General features: G+C 55.5%; 19 protein-coding genes and 1 pseudogene. 14 read left to right on the forward strand and 6 right to left on the reverse strand.

Annotation, left to right across the window (positions count from 1 at the left end; translation table 11 throughout):
- Window positions 1–20 precede the first annotated feature (20 nt).
- The 5 genes and pseudogenes from ACZ5GQ_RS07890 (at window position 21) to ACZ5GQ_RS07910 (ending at window position 2,517) form a co-directional block, all read left to right on the forward strand.
- Window positions 21–146 (forward strand): hypothetical protein, encoded by a 126-nt coding sequence (locus ACZ5GQ_RS07890; RefSeq protein WP_498856597.1) that lies wholly within the window; start codon window positions 21–23, stop codon window positions 144–146.
- Between the two features lie 5 nt (window positions 147–151).
- Window positions 152–1,297 (forward strand): glycosyltransferase family 4 protein, encoded by a 1,146-nt coding sequence (locus tag ACZ5GQ_RS07895; protein WP_498857401.1) that lies wholly within the window; start codon window positions 152–154, stop codon window positions 1,295–1,297.
- Window positions 1,298–1,436: 139 nt separating this feature from the next.
- Window positions 1,437–1,748, forward strand: a pseudogene (locus ACZ5GQ_RS07900) (glycosyltransferase family 4 protein); the annotation flags it as partial.
- Window positions 1,722–2,297 carry a glycosyltransferase family 4 protein gene (locus ACZ5GQ_RS07905; protein WP_498857402.1) on the forward strand — a complete coding sequence of 192 codons (576 nt, stop codon included), beginning with the start codon at window positions 1,722–1,724 and terminating at the stop codon, window positions 2,295–2,297. The pseudogene ACZ5GQ_RS07900 and the gene ACZ5GQ_RS07905, both read left to right, overlap by 27 nt.
- A gap of 49 nt (window positions 2,298–2,346) precedes the next feature.
- The gene (locus tag ACZ5GQ_RS07910) at window positions 2,347–2,517 is read left to right on the forward strand and encodes a glycosyltransferase family protein (RefSeq protein WP_498856598.1); all 171 of its coding nucleotides are present in this window, start codon (window positions 2,347–2,349) and stop codon (window positions 2,515–2,517) included.
- A 45-nt stretch (window positions 2,518–2,562) separates the two neighbouring features.
- Here the strand turns inward: ACZ5GQ_RS07910 and ACZ5GQ_RS07915 are convergent, their stop codons facing one another.
- Both ACZ5GQ_RS07915 and ACZ5GQ_RS07920 read right to left on the reverse strand, forming a co-directional pair.
- On the reverse strand, window positions 2,563–2,952 hold the full coding sequence (locus ACZ5GQ_RS07915) for a hypothetical protein (RefSeq protein ID WP_498856599.1): 390 nt from the start codon (window positions 2,950–2,952) through the stop codon (window positions 2,563–2,565).
- A 137-nt stretch (window positions 2,953–3,089) separates the two neighbouring features.
- Complete coding sequence (locus ACZ5GQ_RS07920; RefSeq protein WP_498856600.1) at window positions 3,090–4,268, reverse strand: hypothetical protein; 1,179 nt, start codon at window positions 4,266–4,268, stop codon at window positions 3,090–3,092.
- 480 nt (window positions 4,269–4,748) lie between these two features.
- Between ACZ5GQ_RS07920 and ACZ5GQ_RS07925 the strand changes: the two genes are divergently transcribed.
- Complete coding sequence (locus ACZ5GQ_RS07925) at window positions 4,749–5,594, forward strand: glycosyltransferase family 2 protein (protein WP_498856601.1); 846 nt, start codon at window positions 4,749–4,751, stop codon at window positions 5,592–5,594.
- Here ACZ5GQ_RS07925 and ACZ5GQ_RS07930 read toward each other — a convergent pair.
- On the reverse strand, window positions 5,572–6,669 hold the full coding sequence (locus tag ACZ5GQ_RS07930; RefSeq protein WP_498856602.1) for a glycosyltransferase: 1,098 nt from the start codon (window positions 6,667–6,669) through the stop codon (window positions 5,572–5,574). The genes ACZ5GQ_RS07925 and ACZ5GQ_RS07930 overlap by 23 nt on opposite strands.
- A 181-nt stretch (window positions 6,670–6,850) precedes the next feature.
- Between ACZ5GQ_RS07930 and ACZ5GQ_RS07935 the strand changes: the two genes are divergently transcribed.
- Entirely contained in the window at window positions 6,851–7,966 is a 1,116-nt protein-coding gene (locus ACZ5GQ_RS07935; protein WP_498857403.1) for a glycosyltransferase family 4 protein, read from the forward strand.
- On the opposite strand, the gene ACZ5GQ_RS07940 is transcribed toward ACZ5GQ_RS07935, so the two are convergent.
- The gene (locus tag ACZ5GQ_RS07940) at window positions 7,963–9,081 is read right to left on the reverse strand and encodes a glycosyltransferase family 2 protein (RefSeq protein WP_498856603.1); all 1,119 of its coding nucleotides are present in this window, start codon (window positions 9,079–9,081) and stop codon (window positions 7,963–7,965) included. The genes ACZ5GQ_RS07935 and ACZ5GQ_RS07940 overlap by 4 nt on opposite strands.
- Window positions 9,082–9,102: 21 nt before the next feature.
- The gene (locus ACZ5GQ_RS07945) at window positions 9,103–10,128 is read right to left on the reverse strand and encodes a glycosyltransferase family 2 protein (RefSeq protein ID WP_498856604.1); all 1,026 of its coding nucleotides are present in this window, start codon (window positions 10,126–10,128) and stop codon (window positions 9,103–9,105) included.
- Between the two features lie 157 nt (window positions 10,129–10,285).
- On the opposite strand from ACZ5GQ_RS07945, the gene rfbD reads away from it, so the two are divergent.
- The 3 genes from rfbD to ACZ5GQ_RS07960 are packed head-to-tail and all read left to right on the forward strand — an operon-like array spanning window position 10,286 to window position 12,854.
- The gene (gene rfbD, locus ACZ5GQ_RS07950; protein ID WP_498856605.1) at window positions 10,286–11,164 is read left to right on the forward strand and encodes an SDR family oxidoreductase; all 879 of its coding nucleotides are present in this window, start codon (window positions 10,286–10,288) and stop codon (window positions 11,162–11,164) included.
- A 32-nt stretch (window positions 11,165–11,196) separates the two neighbouring features.
- Window positions 11,197–11,787 (forward strand): dTDP-4-dehydrorhamnose 3,5-epimerase family protein, encoded by a 591-nt coding sequence (gene rfbC, locus ACZ5GQ_RS07955; protein ID WP_498856606.1) that lies wholly within the window; start codon window positions 11,197–11,199, stop codon window positions 11,785–11,787.
- Complete coding sequence (locus tag ACZ5GQ_RS07960; protein WP_498856607.1) at window positions 11,784–12,854, forward strand: glucose-1-phosphate thymidylyltransferase; 1,071 nt, start codon at window positions 11,784–11,786, stop codon at window positions 12,852–12,854. Before rfbC ends, ACZ5GQ_RS07960 begins: the two co-directional genes overlap by 4 nt.
- A 2-nt stretch (window positions 12,855–12,856) precedes the next feature.
- Here ACZ5GQ_RS07960 and ACZ5GQ_RS07965 read toward each other — a convergent pair whose 3' ends face one another.
- The gene (locus tag ACZ5GQ_RS07965) at window positions 12,857–13,819 is read right to left on the reverse strand and encodes a dTDP-glucose 4,6-dehydratase (RefSeq protein ID WP_498857404.1); all 963 of its coding nucleotides are present in this window, start codon (window positions 13,817–13,819) and stop codon (window positions 12,857–12,859) included.
- Window positions 13,820–14,275: 456 nt separating this feature from the next.
- On the opposite strand from ACZ5GQ_RS07965, the gene ACZ5GQ_RS07970 reads away from it, so the two are divergent.
- The 4 genes from ACZ5GQ_RS07970 to ACZ5GQ_RS07985 all read left to right on the forward strand — a co-directional run bounded on the left by ACZ5GQ_RS07970 (window position 14,276) and on the right by ACZ5GQ_RS07985 (window position 16,580).
- Window positions 14,276–14,437 (forward strand): hypothetical protein, encoded by a 162-nt coding sequence (locus ACZ5GQ_RS07970; protein WP_498856608.1) that lies wholly within the window; start codon window positions 14,276–14,278, stop codon window positions 14,435–14,437.
- Window positions 14,434–15,429, forward strand: a complete 996-nt coding sequence (locus ACZ5GQ_RS07975) for a glycosyltransferase family 4 protein (protein ID WP_498856609.1) — start codon at window positions 14,434–14,436, stop codon at window positions 15,427–15,429. Before ACZ5GQ_RS07970 ends, ACZ5GQ_RS07975 begins: the two co-directional genes overlap by 4 nt.
- Window positions 15,430–15,582: 153 nt before the next feature.
- Window positions 15,583–16,269: a glycosyltransferase family A protein gene (locus ACZ5GQ_RS07980; RefSeq protein WP_498856610.1), complete on the forward strand. Its 687-nt coding sequence runs from the start codon at window positions 15,583–15,585 to the stop codon at window positions 16,267–16,269.
- 14 nt (window positions 16,270–16,283) lie between these two features.
- Complete coding sequence (locus ACZ5GQ_RS07985; protein WP_498856611.1) at window positions 16,284–16,580, forward strand: hypothetical protein; 297 nt, start codon at window positions 16,284–16,286, stop codon at window positions 16,578–16,580.
- The last annotated feature ends 724 nt before the right edge of the window (window positions 16,581–17,304 follow it).

A 17,304-nucleotide genomic window follows, 5' to 3' on the forward strand; every position in this document is an offset into this window, starting at 1 on the left:
TCAGGTGGGCGCATGAGAAGTTGAAGCCCATAGCTAAAGCCGTTATAGTTCATGTACATCACAGCTACCTCCCAGTCAGGGAAGGCATGGAGATTGCCATCTTCAGGCTCGCGGAGGGGCAGGCCAGGAGGGGGCTTACGAGTTGATAATAGTGCATGTGCACCACCACTACTGGCCCGTGGTCGGTGGGATGGAGAGCGTCGTCAAGTCCGTATCTGAGCTCATGGCTGCCCTAGGTCATGAGGTTCACGTGATTACTAGCGCCTACGGAGCTGAGGGCAAACCGAGGGAGGAGGTCATAAACGGGGTCCACGTTCACAGGGTTAGGTCAATGAGGCTCGGCTTCCCCGACCTAACCTACCCACTTGGGCTTCCCCGCGGGATCTTAAGGAGCGCGGACGTAGTTCATGGGCACAGCCAGAACAGCGCCTTCACTGTGAAAGCCTTGGAGGAGGCAAAGGGTCTCGGCGCCACCACGGCAATTCACTTCATGGCTGTCGACTCGCTGAGGGATCACCCAAACCCGCTGGTGAGACTGGTGGGGCCCTACTACGCGGGCGTGCAGGTGAGGAGAGCAATTGAGGCAGCCAAGCTTAAGATGGTCAAGAGTCTGAGGGACGCGAAGGTCCTGAAGGAGAGGTACGGGGTTGAGGCAATTTATGTGCCAGATGGCGTCGACAGGAAGCTGCTAGTGCTGCCAGATATGTCAGGCGCCTTTAGGACGAGGTTTAACATTTGGGATCCCTTCTTTGTTTACGTGGGAAGGCTGCACAGGCTGAAAGGGATAGACGTGCTGATCAGGGCCTTCTCTGTTGTCGCTAAGGAGGACAAGGAGCTCAGGCTCGTATTAGTAGGCCCTGGAGACCAGAGGCCCTATGTTAGGCTTGCAGAGAGGCTTGGGGTCAAGGATAGGGTGCTCTTCACAGGCTTCATAGACGACGAGATGAAGGTGGGTGCCATAGACGCCTCCGTAGGCCTTATCATTCCTAGCGTGAGCGACTACGTTGAGGCGTTCTCCCTGGCAGTTACTGAGGCCTGGGCCAGAGGGAAGGCCGTGATCGCGTCGTCCGTTGGGGAGATACAGTATAGAGTCAAGGATGGGTACAACGGTATCCTGGTAAGGCCAGGGGATCCTCAGACGCTTGCTGACTCAATGATGAAGTTGCGTAGCGATGAAGCCCTCGCGAGGAGGCTTGGAGAGCGTGGCAGGGAGCATGTGGTCACATGGGATTATATAGTAGACGTTATCCTGCAGATTTATAGGAAGGCAAAAGGCCCCTTAGGCGAACAGCCTTGAGAGTACTTATCGGGCTTGGGTACTATGAGGGCGGCGGATTCACATCAGTAGTAAACGCGTTAGCTAATATCTTCCAAAGTATTGAGTCGAAGCTGTAGTTGCAGCAAGGGTCGTCAAGCTAAAGCCGCCTCAATACGTAAATTTAATGCCCTTAGATAGTGATGCTTTTATACACGAGGCCAAGAAATATGACGTAGTTCACATACACACTTCCTACCCCTATTTGAAGGCCGCTATCTCAGGCGGCTTGGACAACGTGGTCTTTACATGGCACGGCTACGCGCCCTCCATCTACGTCCCTGGCTTAAAGAATAAGGTGGTGAACTACCTGCTGAGGCACCTATACGGGCCGCTGCTGAGGAAGGTCAGGTACGTGACAGCTGTGTCTAACTATGCTGCGACGCAGCTCGAGAGGATGTATGGGGTGAAGGCCCGAGTCATATACAATGGCGTTGACCTGGAGCTCTTCAGGCCCTGCAAGGAGAGGCCTCTTGGTGCGCCGGTTCTGCTCAACGTGACAGCTTACAATAACCTGAAGGGCAGGGACCTGCTCATAAGGTACTATAAGGTCGTAAAGGAGAGGTACCCCAGCGCAAGGCTCATAGCGCACGGCGTAGGGCTGAAGGGCAGCGACATAATAGACTTCGACCTAGTGCCCCAGGAGGAGCTACCCAGCCTTTACTGTAAGGCCAACATTTACCTGCTAACGTCGAGATGGGAGAGCTTCGGGATGCCAATTCTTGAGGCATTTGCGACTGGGATGCCCGTGGTAGCACTCTACAGGGACGACGCCAGGCGAGAGCTCATAGAGACGTCAGGGGCAGGCTTCCTTTTTAAGGACGCAGGCCAGCTGATGGCGGCCATAAAAGAAGTTATGGAAAACCAGGGTTTGTATTCTCTACGTGGAATAGAGTTCTCAAAGAGGTTTGACTGGAGCGTCATAGCCTATGAGTACGTAAAGCTATATAATGAAGTTCTCAGAGGCTCTCATAACAAATAAATCAAAGGGCCCTAAGGCACAGGGTCAGGGACGAGGTAAACGGCCCCTCGTGCCCCCGAGGGACCCAAAGGCGCTGGCCAAGGCAATGGCCAGGCTCGCGGCCTCGCCAGATGATAGGATGGGCGCAGCCGGGAGGCCTGAGGTCTACAGCTGGCCCCAGGTCTACGAGATGGCCGTGGAGGCCTACGGCAAGGCCCTCAGCAGGAGATCGCGGGCCTAGGGCTGCCCTGGGCGCATCGGAGGTCGCGTGAAGCTGCTTTAGTGCTTACCTCGTCAGCGAGAAGAACCCTATGTTAGTGTCCACTACAATACTGTTGTTTTGCGCGAAGCTGCTTATGCGGCTTGACAGCAGCGCATAATTAGGACAGACCACGTAGAGGTAGTATACAAACTCCCTGTAGTAGTACTCCAGGTAGACCCCGCTGGGGAAGCTGGGCGTCGCGTTTGAGCACCAGCTGCCGTACCACGGTATATAGCCCTGGACCGCCGTCCCAGGGGCCAGCTCGCCAGCGATGCCAGGCTGGTAGCCGCCGCTCTCCGTCACAGCGCCCAGGAGTGTCAGACCCCCGCCCGTGTCTGGCACCGCAAGCTGCGAGTAACCAGTGTACTCCGTGTAGACCGACAGGGGCACTAGCAGCGATACAGCCAGGACCACTGCTGCAAGCGCCGCCCTGCGGTGCCTCCTGGCCTCGCTCAGCGAGGCTAGGGCCGCTGACAGGAGGCCGACCAGGAGCAGCGGGACCCTGTAGGACCACCCGAGGCCGAAGGTTGAAGGTATTGAGAGGCCTGCCCCTACGAGCCCCGCGCCCCCATTGCGCCGAAGAGCGCCCTGCCCCTAGGGCTCCTTACAATAGCTATTGACGTCAGGAAGGGGACCAGGAGGTCCAACATGAACGTGTACGCCTCTACCCTCACAGCCCTCTCATACGGCACGTAGGCCTTAGCCGTTGACTGGGCGATCACCTGGGGAGCCTTTACGAGTAGGTCGTGCAGTGTGTCTGTCACGACGTCCCAGTAGTAGCGTATGCCCTGCTGCACGAAGCCGTGGGAGTCGTAGACCCCCATGACGAGCCACGAGGCCGCTACAACTGCAAGGGACGCGAGCGGCGGGTACCTGCTTGCCCTGCCCCTAGTAGCGAGCAGGAGCCCGGCCCCTGTTAGGCCCACAGTGCCTATGGCCGCTGGGTACTCGTGGGTGTAGACGAGGGCCAGGGAAGCTATAAACAGCAGGACCAGGTGCCTCCTGTCGCCCTCAAGCGACGCCGCAATGAACAGGGCCAGCGCTGCGGTAAACGTAACGGTGGCCCAGGACTCGGACGCCGCGTAGGGAAGTATCGGCCACAGCGCCTCGGTAAGGGTGACAGCGGCAGCTGAGGCCCTCCTTCCCAGGCCCAGCGCCCTGGCCAGCAGGTATACAGGGGGCGCGACGGCCACGCTCATTATCGCTGGGAACCACTTCGGCGTGAAGGTAGCCGGGGAGGCCATGTAGTAGCCTGGGTGGCCCCACAGATCTAGCACGGACTCAGCGAAGGTGAACCAGAAGGCCCTGTTGAACCACATGAAGGTAGGGTAAGGCGTGAGGCGGCCGTACATAGCGAGGTACATGCCCTCGCCCCAGAGGTGGGCGTAGGAGTCGCTCACCCAGTTGGATAGGTAGTACCTGGAGGCCTCGTCAGGCATGAGTATCTGGACTATCACTATGAACGACGTGAAGATGGCAAACAGGGCAGCGAAGCTCCTGCCAGACACCTGCCTGTCCCTGGAGGCCAGCACTACTGCCGCGGTGGAGGCCGTTGAGACGAAGGCCGTCAGGGGACCTATGAGGGGCGACAGCGAGAGGGGGCCGTAAATTTGAGTGTAAGAGTATATGGTGCCTGTCAACGGGTAGTAGAGCGCCGCAAGGTAGGCGGCGAGCGCGGCGTTGATCCCAGCCATGACGTAGTATAGGGCTAGCCTCCTCAGGGCGAGCACCCTGCATTTAGCGCGTTGCTAATAGAAATAGCTTTTGGAAGAATTCACGGGGCTTTCAACCCTCTAGTTAAGGTTGAAAGTGCAGTCGCATCGATCTCTTACTCATTTTAGGCCATGTCGCGCTTATGAGCGAATATAAGCACCAGCACTTTATCATGGTATGGCATGCGCTGTCACCGTAGCTAGCTACTTACTATCACGGGTGGATGCTCTGGTGGCCCTAGAAGCTCATCAGAGAGGCCCTAAATAAGTGCCTCCTTAGATACGTTGTACGGCCTCCTAGAGATCTTGATGTAAAACAAGCATAGGACTTAACGGTTTAATAGATTGACATACCCAACGTCTTTCATCACTTCAGGGCGCAGGGTTATGAACAAAGTCAGGTAGTTCAGATCATAGACTACACATTCGCGTTCATCGAGGCAGTTAATCTTAAAATCTTAATTGCGCTACAAGAGTAAATGTACTACCGGGACCTACTTGAAAGTAAGCGTTGTGGTGCCCACGCTCTGCAGGGATGGATACATAAGCTACCTTATTAAGGCCTTGGAGCGACAGAGGAGGAAGCCGGACGAGGTAGTATTGATATATAAATGCGATGAGAAGCTCGTGAAGCTGCTCACCAGCAGTGTAAAGGGCCTAAGCGTTGAAGCAGAGCCTCAGAGGCGACTAGGTTTCACGGGCGCCCTAAACCAAGGCATTGAGTCCTCGACTGGCGACATAATAATCTTCCTTGACGATGACGTTATTCCCAACCGCAGTCTCGTAGAGAACTATGTTAAGCTTCTTGAGGCTCTGCCCCAGAAGGTGGCTGGGGCCTGCAGCAGGGACGTACCGTATGACCTATCAGCTCAGAGGCCGCTCAGGGCCCCCGACGACGAGCCGCTAGTTAAGATCTACAGGCAAACCTACGTCAGGTTCTTCGAGAGGCCTCACGCTGGCCTAGAGCAATTTAGGCAGGGCGTCTTCGTAACCCGCGACCTGAGGGTGGCCCACGGCCCCTGCATACCTGATGAGGCATGCGTCTCCCTGCCCTTCAGGGGGGCCAACATGGCCTTCAGGAGGGAAGCCATAGAGGATGTGAGGCTGCCGGAGCACCCAAGGCTAGGGGCTGCCAGGGGCAACGAGCAGCTGCTCGGGGTCTACCTTGCCGTTAAGGGCTTCCTTTATGTCTACGTGCCAGATAACCCGGTCCTCCATTTAGTCCATGGGAGCCTCTCCCGTAGCCCTCCAGATCCCTATGAGAACTACCTGATTAGGCTCTACCTGGGGGAGTGCTTGAGAGGCTTGGTCCTTCCAAGCTTTAGACCTGTTGTAGAACACTAGAGAGAAATGAGAGGAGCTTCTCAGCCTGTTCGTCCCACGTGGGCAGGCTAGCTCTTCCTGAGAATGGTCCCCGACGCCTCTCGATGAGGTTGGCGACGACCCTGCCTAGGTCGCTCTTGCCGGGCCTCACAATAGCCACAGGGTAGCCCTCAAGAGCCCTTAAAGGGAGGCCCTCTAGAGATTTTGGCGTGACTATGAGGGGCAGACCAGCAGAAAGGTAGTCGAGGACCTTCATGTGCACGCCTGTCCCTGACACGTTGAGCGAGACGGCCGCGTCAGCTGAGCACAGTAGGTTATCAAGATCGTCCACAAAACCTATGTAGAGTACGCTGTCGGACAGCCACCCTGGTCTTAGGCGCTTGGAAGCCCCTGCAACTACGAAAACTATGCCGTACCTCTCTCTGGCTCTCACGCTCGTACTGACCAGCAGTTGAAGGGCCTCGGAGTTAGGTCCGTAGTCAAGGGATCCGTGAGTGATAACTATAACCTCACCTTCTCTGACCCCCATTTGCTCTAGCTTCTGACGCATGTTCCTGTCATTGCACCTTACCTCCCTCAGCCCTGGCGTAAGCACGAGGGACTTCTTGCCAGCGATCCCATAAAGCCTCACGGCACTATTAAGCACCTCCTCACTTATTGCAACTACCGCATTGGCGAACCTATACATGTACCTCTCGAAAGGGTACACTGAAATGAAGCACCTAGAGCTTCTGCAGAGCTCCACCTCATTTCCATGGCTGTCGTAGACGAATGGAATGCCGGTCGTCTTTGCAGCCAGCGGCGCTAGCCTGTTGATACCATACACGTGCTCAGCTATAATTATATCAGAGTCCCTAGCGGCGACGATTAGCTCCTTTAATGCTTTGAGATCCCCTCCCCATGATGGTCTCCACCTGAACGCCTCAGCAATCATGAGTTCACTGGCCCACGTCAATCTCTCAGGATGTCTTACCTCTTGGAGAACCAGTTTTACATTAGCATATTTAGCTACCCTCGAGTATAGCTCAATAGTCCTTGTCTGCTGACCACTCCCAGGCTTAGACAAGTCGGTGTCATCAACGAGCAGTAGGGACAACTTAGCTCCTCTCATCCTGCTAGACCTGTCATGGTACTGTAGGCTATGTAATCCTTTATTAAGGCATATCCTTTGAGCGAGTAACTTGGCGGTTGGAAGAGTCTTATTTAAGGGTTTTTAATTGAAATGAGTTGTGCCACAGCGCTGAGTAATATAGCGGTGGAGGGTGATCTTGAAGTTAGTGGAGATATACAGCAACCAGTTCAATGTCATAGGGCCAGGCGGCCAGCACAGGTCGCTCATGATAGCGCGCGGTCTCTCCAGGTACTACAACTACGAGGTTTATCTTGTGACGCCGTGGTATAGGATCCGCTACGAGGACTTGATCGCGCAGCCTCATCGTCTCCTTGAGCGCGAGGTCTTTGCCGACGCTCCTGTTAAGAAGCTCAAGGCCTACTTGGCCAACGGCCTTGCGTTACCGCTGAGGGCCCTAACCGGCGCGCCGGCGATAGTGGTGCTACCCTCGCCAGTATTTAGGGCCAACGTTTCAGCCGCCAAGAAGCTAATGAGATCAACTGTAATACTTGACTTCGGCGATGTGTGGTACTCCCGGCGTGACCCGCGGCTCTACAAGAGGCTGTCTACGTTGTACTTGATTGCAATGATTAAGGGCTTCGTCGACTATGTCGTGATGCCTACGAGGTCTATGACAGAGCTAGCGAGGATGCTATTGCCAGAGAGGCTAAGGGGCAGGGTAGTGCACATAGCGTCATCCATAGACACCGACATCATAAGGCCGACCAGGAAGTCTGACAGGCCCAGGATAGCCTACATAGGCTCTCTGGTTGGCAGGGGGGTCGAGATGCTCCCGTACATTGCTCGCGAGACGCTCAGGCGGTGTGGTGGCGCGGAGTTCGTAGTGGTGGGAACGGGCCCTCTCAGGGGGTGGCTTGAGCGTAAGGTGGCCGACCTCGGCCTAAGCAAGGCCTTCACGTTTATTGGTGACGTGGAGTTCGGAAAGCTCTCCGGTGTCTGCGGCGACTGCTGGATAGGCCTCTCGCTGGTTCACGAGAACACCATATATCCAGTTGACGTGCTCAAGTCGCTTCTGTACATGGCGCTTGCCATGCCGGTGGTGTCATATATACATATAGAGGAGGCCGAAGGCGCCCTAGTCAACGTGCCGCGCCCCGAACCAGCGTTTTTCGTCGAGGCCATATGCTCGCTAATTAAAGACGATGCTACGAGAGAGGAGCTGTCTCGCGCGGCTAGGCAGAGGGCCTCGAAGCTCTACGACATAAGGGTGTCAGCCAGTAGATACCACAGGCTGCTGACCGCGCCGTCAAATATTGATTAGCCCTGCATCTTAATTGTAAGCCCCATTACCAGCTGTCTCTTGATTTCCCACGGCAGGAATTGAAGCAGGTAATCCCCGAGCGCAGAGACCAAGGGCCTTACCACTAGCTCAAGCGCCCTAACCTTAATCTTGCCGTAATTGTGGAGTCCTAGCGTGCCAGCCGCCTTACCGGCGACCCTCACCACCTTCAGGTTATATGAAATCTGGAACGTCGCGGCGGCCAGGGCCTCGTCGAGATGGACGTGCCCTAACTCCAAGGGCCTCTTCGCGTAAAGAGAAGCGCTAAGTCGCGAGAAGTTCAGCGCGGCCCTATACGAGTTTAGCTGACAGTTGACGTCGGCAACACGAGAAATTATGGAGTACGCTCTGTGTTCCCAGAGCCTCCTTAACAGTGCAAGGAGCCTCTGGGGCTCGCTCAAACCGTTAGCTGCAGAGAGCCTATGCGGATGAACCCTATATAGTGTTAGGGTCCGTCCCGTCACATACAGCAACTTATCTCCTACAAAAGCCTTGACATAGAGGTAATTATCTACTCCGGTGAACATCTGCATGAGGTCCTTAAAGGTTGCCTGGTCGATAAGGTCACGCCTGATAGCTATTGACGAATTATTGAAGTTCGCCCCTAACATCTCGGATATAATGTCAATAGCGCACGGCAAGCTCTTGATGCCGCTACCTATCAGAACCTCTATTCCGCTTGGTAAACCTTGTAACCCAAGGTCGCCCGCAGACCTTAGAGGCCGTCCGCTCTCGTCTATAGCCAGCTGCCTGTTGTGGAAGTAGACGACGTCCCTGTGGCCCCTGAAGGCCTCCTCCACGACCTGCAGCCTGTCAGGCAAGTACATGTCGTCGTCCTCGAGGAAGGTTATGATGTCCCCCTTGGCCTCCTCGAGGCCTATGGCTACCTTGCCTCCCAGGGGAACCACGTCGGTGACTATGTCCTTCCAGCCGTTCCTCCTTATTATCTTGTCCGAGGCCGGGTCCTCGAAGTTCTTGACCACGATGACCTCGAACCTGTCCCTGCCCAGCGTCTGGGCCTCGAGGCTTCTCAGTGCGTCAGGCAGGTACTTCCTCCTGTCGTGAGCAGTCACTATGACAGAGATGTAAGGATCCATAAGACTTCACCTGTGGAAGGTTTAAGTATTCCCTGACGAGCACTCTTTCGCCATAATCATAGTGTCTGGCAGCACAAAATACGAAATCTTCTCTAGGAAGCTTTTAGGAAAGTATAAGGCAAGCCTGAAGTAGCTGACCATGTCGCCTGCTATCAATGCCATCAGACGCTGCCTGGGGATTCTTAACGATAAGCGGCTATCATTGTTAGTCAGTGAAACATACGGAGGGACATAAATAACCTTGAGCATGTCGATTATCCTTTTGCAAAGCTCGTCCTTACATGTACCTGACAGGAAATCCAGGATTCTTATATGGTTCAGGGAAATCTTTATGGTATTTAAGAGCGCGAGCTTACAACTCTCTTCGGCGGAGAGCTTGGCGAATTCGTACCAGTTGTGTGTATTATACAGCGTGAGCGCACGAGGAACGTGGGCAGCTCGGCCGTTCTCTATAGAGTAAAGTGTCAACAACCAGTCTACGCCATGCGCATTGCCTAGACCCTTGAGGAACTTTACCAGCCCCTCATCCTGCAGCACGAAGTCGCGGCGCAGGGTGATGGAGCTATTGTTCCATGCGCATAGCCATAACCTCTTAAACTTCCTAAGGTCTAGGCCTTTAAACCTCGGCCCTACTATCATGGAGAAGCTGCAGTTTCTCAAAAAGTCTTGCCTGCTAGACGGTAAAACCTCCTGGTCTCTCACGTATATCATATTGTTATGAAGGTAGTCCACGCTGGTGGTCTTCATGAAGTCCCTCACGTACCTGAGCTTGTCCGGCAGCCACCGGTCGTCGTCTTCTAGGATCGAGACGAGCTCACCCCTAGCCTCCTCAAAGCCTATAACTAACTTAGCGCCCAGCCCCTCCTCATCAGTTGTTATCCACCTTAGGTTGCTAATGCCCTCGTAGCTGCCCTCGAAGTTGGAAACCACTATCACCTCGTACTCACTCTCATCTATGTTCTGTGCCTTGACGGAGCCCAGCGCTTCTGGCAGGTACCTTCTCCTGTTGTAGGCCGTTACTATGACGGAGATGTAGGGGTGGGTCAATAACCTCGCCTCGGAAGCTCATCAATGCAACAGCTTGGTCGGGGTTAGGCTTAAAAGCGTTCAGGAAAGTTGCCACCCCTTCAGCGAGAGCTGCACCGCGCCGAAGCCAGAGCACTTATTTTCCCTTAGCGCACCTGTCGTTGAGGCGAGGCCTCTAATGAGGGCGATCATCTTAGGCGCCTCAGGCCAGCTAGGCCAGGCGCTGTACACTGTCCTGAGGCAGAGGGGCTTTGAGGTGGTTGGCACGTACAACTCCAGGGCCCTCTCCGACGCGAAGCTGGACGTGACGGACTACCTGAGGCTCGAGGACCTGATAATAAAGCTCAGGCCAGACGTCGTGGTCAACTGCGCGGCTATGACCGACGTGGACGGCTGCGAGGTGGACAGGGCCCGGTGCTATGCAGTGAACGCTGAGGCTGTTAGACACATCGCCAGGGCCTCCTCGGTAGTCAAGGCGTACCTAGTTCACGTCTCAACGGACTATGTCTTCGACGGCGAGAAGGGCATGTACAGGGAGGAAGACCTGCCCAATCCGGTAAACTACTACGGGCTAACAAAGCTACTCGGCGAGGCCCACGCCCTCTCCTACGACTACTCGCTCGTGGTCAGGACGTCAGGCGTCTACAGCGGCTACAAGTCAAACTTCCCTAGGTTCGTGATAGAGAGGCTGGCCTCCGGCCAGCAGGTCAACGCCATAGAGGACTCCTGGTACTCGCCTATACATGCAAGGCAGCTGGCCCTTGCAATAGCTGAGCTGATAGAGCAGAGGAGGACCGGGGTGCTGCACGTGGCGGGCGAGAGGACCTCCAGGTACGAGCTTGCGCTAAAGATAGCTGAGGCCGCCGGCCTCCCTAAGGACCTCGTGAGGCCTGCCAGGTCTTCAGAGTTCACGTGGAAGGCCAGGAGGCCTGTAGACTCAAGCCTTGACTCTGGGAGGGCCAGCTCCTATGTGAGCGCCAACTTCAGCAGTATTGAACACGGCATTAGCCTGCTGGTTGACGAGGCAAGGTCGCTCGGCCTTATCAAATTTATTTAACCCTAAGGCTGTGGACAACTAGGTAAACTACCTTGCCGTTCAGGGCCTACAGGCTGCCGGAGCTGCCCGACGTTGTCGTGGTCGAGAGGGCTACTTTCCCCGATGAGAGGGGCTACTTCACGGAGCTCTTCAGGCCCTCCGAGCTGCTTCAGCTGGGCGTGGCCTTTAACGTGGTTCAGCTCAACCTGTCGCTCTCCAGGAGGGGAGTAGTAAGAGGCCTCCACTTCCAGAGGGACCCCTATGCCCAGGCCAAGTACGTGGCCGTCCTCAGGGGAAGAGTCGTTGACGTGGTCGTTGACATAAGGCCTGGCTCCAGGACCTTCGGCAGGTGGGCCATGGTGGAGCTCTCAGCAGAGAACGGGAAAGCCCTGTACGTACCGAGGGGCTTCGCCCACGGCTTCCAGTCACTTGAGGACGACACGCTGGTGCTCTACGCGGTTGACAACGTCTATGCCCCGCAGGCGGAGGCAGGCATAAGGTGGGACGACCCGGACCTCGGCATAAGGTGGCCCATAAGGGACGACGCGGTCCTGTCTAAGAAGGACGCATCGTGGCCAACGCTGAAGGAGGCCCTGAGTCAGGGACTCCTCTACCCTATGGCTGCGGAGGGGGCCCAGAGGTGAAGGGTGTCGTCCTCCACGGCGGCCAGGGGACCAGGCTCAGGCCCCTCACCTTCAGTGGGCCCAAGCAGCTGATACCAGTGGCCAACAAGCCCGTGAGCCAGTACGTCATCGAGGACCTAGCCGCGGCCGGCGTTAAGGACATAGCCCTGATACTCGGCGAGACGTTCCCTGACCTTGTGGTCTCATACTACCGCGACGGCTCATGGCTAGGCGTCAACCTAACCTACATATACCAGGGCAGGGCCCTTGGAATAGCCCACGCGGTGCTCCTGGCTGAGGAGTTCGTGGGCAACGAGCCCTTCGTGGTGTACCTTGGCGACAACCTGCTTCAGGGGGGCATATCAAGGTATGTTAAGATGTTTGAGGAGGGGGACTACGACGCCATGGTCATCCTGAAGGAGGTCGAGGACCCCAGGGCCTTCGGGGTCGCGGAGATAAAGGATGGGAAGCTCGTCAGGCTAGTCGAGAAGCCCAGGGAGCCGCCCAGCAACCTGGCCCTGATAGGGGTTTACCTGCTGACACCCAAGGTCTTCGACGTTATCAGGGCCCTTAAGCCGAGCGCCAGGGGCGAGCTTGAGATAACCGACGCACTCCAGCTCATGATTCAGAGGGGGTACAAGGTGGGCTACGCAATCCATGAGGGCTGGTGGCTTGACACGGGCAAGAAGGACGACATAATACTGGCGAACCAGCTGATGCTTGACGAGAGGGCCAGGAGGTCCATAGACCCAGGGGCCCAGGTGATAAACTCAAGGGTTGAGGGCAGGGTGGAAGTTGGAAGGGGCGCCGTAATAAGGGACAGCGTCGTGAGGGGGCCAGCCTCAATTGCTGAGGGAGCTATCATAGAGTCCTCCTTCGTGGGCCCCTACACGAGCGTTGGCAGGGCCTCCGCTGTGAGGAGGTCAAGGGTTCAGAACAGCGTGCTCCTTGAGGGCGCTGAGGTCTCAGACGTGGAGCTTGAGGACAGCCTCGTGGGGAGGTACACCAGGGTGAGGGGGCGCCAGAACTCTAACACTGTCAGGGTAAAGCTCTCGGTTGGCGACTACTCCGCCGTTGAGGTTGAATGAGCCTACTGGCCCATAGCCTTCCACGGCTCGTCCTCAGCGAAGAACCTGTCCTTTATGAGCGGCTCCCACCACCACCTGTTGTTAAGGTACCACTCGTAGGTCTTTCTAAGGCCCTCCTCGAGCGGGGTCACAGAGTAGCTCAGCCTCGTGTTCCTCATGCAGTACCTCCTGTCGTGCCCTGGCCTGTCAGAGACGAACCTGACCTTAACCTCCCTGCCCATTACCTTGCCGAGGAGCCTGAGGAGCTCAATGTTCTTCACCCTCTGGTTGCCGGGCACGTTGTAGGCCTCACCCCTCCACTCGGCACTGTCAAGAAGGTCAGCTATGACCCTGGCGGTGTCCTCAACGTAGATCCAGTCCCTCTCCTGTGAGCCGTCCCCGTAGACAGGCACGTGGAGGCCAAGCAGGGTCCTTATTATGGCCTTGGGTATCAGCTTCTCGGGGTGCTGCCTGGGCCCGTAGTTGTTTGAAGGCCTGACTATTATGGCCTTAACGCCGTAGGTCCTGACGTAGGCCTTGACGAAGTGGTCCGCAGATGCCTTGGCCGCGCTGTACGGCGACGACGGGTTGAGGGGGGAGCCCTCGTCTGAGCACTCCTCACCGTAGACCTCATCAGTTGAGATGTGGACGTACCTGAAGCCGTGGCGCCTCGCGGCCTCCAGCGCGTTTACGACGCCAAGCACGTTAGTTGTGACGAAGTCCTGCGGCGAGTAGATAGAGCGGTCCACGTGCGTCTCTGCGGCGAAGTTAACTACGACGTCGGGCCTGTAGGACTTAATGGCCTCATGAAGTTCAGGTCCCCTGACGTCGCCTCTAATGAAGTCGTGCTCTGTCCCCTGGAGGTTCTCGGGCCTGCCAGCGTATGTGAGGAGGTCAAAGACGAGGGGCCTGAAGCCCCTCCTGTTAAGCTCCCTGACGAAGGCCGAGCCTATGAACCCGGCGCCGCCCAGCACCATTACCCTCAACGTGCTCACGTCCGTCGCAGCTGGGGGGCTCGCGACATAAAACCCTTAAGGCGCATTTGCCGAAGGTTCCATGAAGAATGGCATCATAGGCCCACAACTCTCTTAAGCCTTTTTCATGAACTCTTCAAATTAAAATTTATCTGCATGGCTGTCCCCATGCCGCCCTAAGGAGAGCCCTTCGTCTCCCCTGGTTGTCAGTACGCTCGTCTTGAGCTCTTAACACGACTCAGGAAGCGATGGTGAGCGCTAGTCGCGGCAGGGCTTATTAAATATATTGCAGAAGAACGTCTTGGGCGCTGCCGTGGAGAGGCTTGACATTAAGCTCGTGATAGAGACGCCGCAGCGGGGCACGTTTGCTACGGCGCTGTCGCACTAACGTCGGACTAATCCTGAATCAGTAGTCAAATCAAGAATAATATACAGAGGTAAGCCATCTACTTATCAGCGGTGCGAGCCGTGAAGGTCGTCTTCGCCATGTGGCACACTGGGCTGGCAGGGGGCACCAGAGCCATATTTGAGGTCGCCAACAGGCTCGCCGGAAGGGGCCACGAGGTAAGCGTAGTGGCCCTAGGGGCTCCCATGAGTGGTTTAACGTCAGGGCGCCTGTCACCTACGTGAGCGTTGGGTCAGCCGTGAGGGGGGCCCTAAGGGGCCTGAGCTCGCTGTCGAGGCTCTACAGGCTGCTCAGGCACGGCAGGATGAGCCCTTACGGCCTGTTAGACCTGGGCGCGTGGTTAGAGAGGAGGGGCCTGCGCATAGACTTGGTGAGGCACCTCGCCGAGGCCCTTCCAGACTCCGACGCCTACGTGGCGACCTGGTACCCCACGGCGTTCTCCGTCTACTTCGGCGGCCGCGAGGGGTCCAGGAAGCTTTACTTCCTCCAGGACTTCCCAGAGCTCGTGGCCGAGGGTGACGGGGAGTACGGCCTAAGGGCCTTTGACGCCACCCTCAGGCTCCCACTCACTTTCATTGCGAACTCGGGCTACACGAGGGAACTGGTGGCCCAGCGGAACACCTCAGCGAGGGTTTACGTCTCCTACGTTGGTGTCGACCTTTCCGTGTTTCACCCAACTAAGGGTGCCTATGACGAGGGCCGGGGGCCGAAGGTTATGGCAATCCTAAGGCCTCTAAGGCTCAAGGGGGCTGAGGTCGCCGTCAGGGCAATTAACGAGCTGGCCTCGAGGCTGCCAATAACTGCCATCCTGGTAGGAGATAAGAATTACATCTCGGACCTGCTCAGGGCGGTCCCGCCGAGGTTCCCCTACAGGGTGTTCAGCGGCGTAAGCGACGAGGAGCTGGCCAGGCTCTACTCCAGCGCGGACCTGTTCATCTACACCTCCTACGCCGAGAGCTTCGGCCTCCCTCCCCTTGAGGCCATGGCGTGCGGCGCGCCGGTAGTCATGACCGACGCCAAGGGAACCAGGGACTACGCTGTAGACGGGCATAACGCCATCGTTGTGCCCCCAGGGGACGTAAAGGGCCTGGCTGACGCGGCCTACAGGGTCCTCACAGACCAGGGGCTGAGGGACAGGCTGATTCAGGGCAGCCTGGAGACCGCAAGGAGGTTCGCGTGGGACAGGGTGGTTGACGTCAAAGATGGCTCAGGATAGAAGTTCTTGGACTCGCGTGATGTTGTATTGTTAGCGTTCTGGACACGCATGTAGATCACTACAACAACACAAGTAACCTGGTGCTAAGCCTATAACTCCCTCGCATCATATTTTAACATCCTCTTAATCTTAATTGCAGATAGGGGCTAGGCCGTGAGATCTCAATTTCCGTCGTTCACAATAGTAGTAAGGGCCTACAACGCCTCTAGGTACATCGAACAGGCAGTGCATTCCGTGTACAGGCAGACCTACCAGGGCCCTGTAGAGCTCCTCGTGCTATATGACGAGGGATCCAGCGACGACACGCTGAGCGTTCTCTACAGGCTAAGCGACGAGTTCAAGAACAGCCATGTTCGTCCCAACATTAAGTTTAGGTTAGAGAGGCACACGCACATGACATTATTAAGGGCTACTCTGCTAGGTCTTAAGCTCTCTACAACTGACTACGTCATCTTCTTAGATTATGATAATGTCATGCCAGAGAACTACCTGGAGACAGTTGCTGAGGAGCTTTCCAGTGACCCATCCGTCGGCTTCGCTTTCACTAAGGCCCTTCTGATAGACGCCGAGGGCAGGTCGCTCGGCAGGGGGCTAGTTCAAATGCCTGAGAACCCCTATGACATTAGGGAGCTCATCAAGGGGAACTATATAGATGCTAATACGATGGTATTCAGCGCCGTCTGCGCCAAGACGCTCTACTCGTTGGTCTCATCCCTAACATCAAGGTACTTAGAAGATGCCCACCCTAACTGGCTCCTGGCCCTTCTGGCATTAAGGCGCTGCGCGCAAGGCACATTCAACGCGCCTATGTGCTGTATAGGGTTCATCCTGACAACATGACCTACGGAGCTTTCATGGACCAGACGAAGCTAAAGCTTCTTTACAATCTGGAGCTAGAGTTACGGACTTTAACGACCTTCTATTTAATTGAAAAGGGATCGCTTAATGAGAACCTTAAGAGGCTCCTGCTGGAGCAGCTTGCGGCAAGGCTGATCTACTTCTCAAAGTTACACCTTCAAATAGTGGCCAATAGAAGAGACCACGGGGACGTGCACATTTACACCCTAATTATTAGGCATATCCTTAGATCCAGGTTGAGCCATATCTCAAGGACAATCGTCAACAAGGCTAAAATAGTTCTTGGCCTTTAACTTAACATAGATACCATAGATCAGCAGAATGCGAGCACGGAACATAGGGAGCTTATAAATGAGACTACTATAGGCGATTAGCTTTACAGATGGCTAGTATGTCAGATAGCCGCGGAAGCCAATCCTTAGTTATAGTAGAGCTATATTTACTTTGTCAGTGAGCAAAGATAATCCTTCGCAACAATTGGTTAAACGTAACATGTTATATTTATAAGTTAAAAAACTATAATGACTCCGGGTGCAACACAATAACAGACATAAGGCTATCTTAGCTAGAACTATAATGAAGGAACACAACAACGTGGGGTCCTTAGGGGCAGCCTTAGACAGCGTGGCATGCATGGCTTACGACCCTAAGCCTTATGGTAGGTCTCTCCTGAGTTTTCATGAAACTTGCTCTCAGCTTAAAGATCACACTTGAGCATCGTCGCTTGAGCCCTCATCATAGGTCACTAATACCTCCATAGGCTCTTTGTAAGTCCAGCGCGCTATAAAGATCATGACTCTAGCATTGTGATGTTAACTGACTTCTAGAGCATGTGAGAGACCGTTAGGCTAGTCGTTAATGATGTGAAGAATGTGATTATATTTAGTAGCTATACACGTTGCTACTAGATCCTAGAAAATACGGTTACCCTCACGACACAGCTCCTGAAGGTTCGTGCCAGATAACGGTGAGGCATACCTCCAGACTTGAGAGTATTTGGCTGCAGAATACCATAAT

The organism is Caldococcus noboribetus (genome assembly GCF_055389385.1).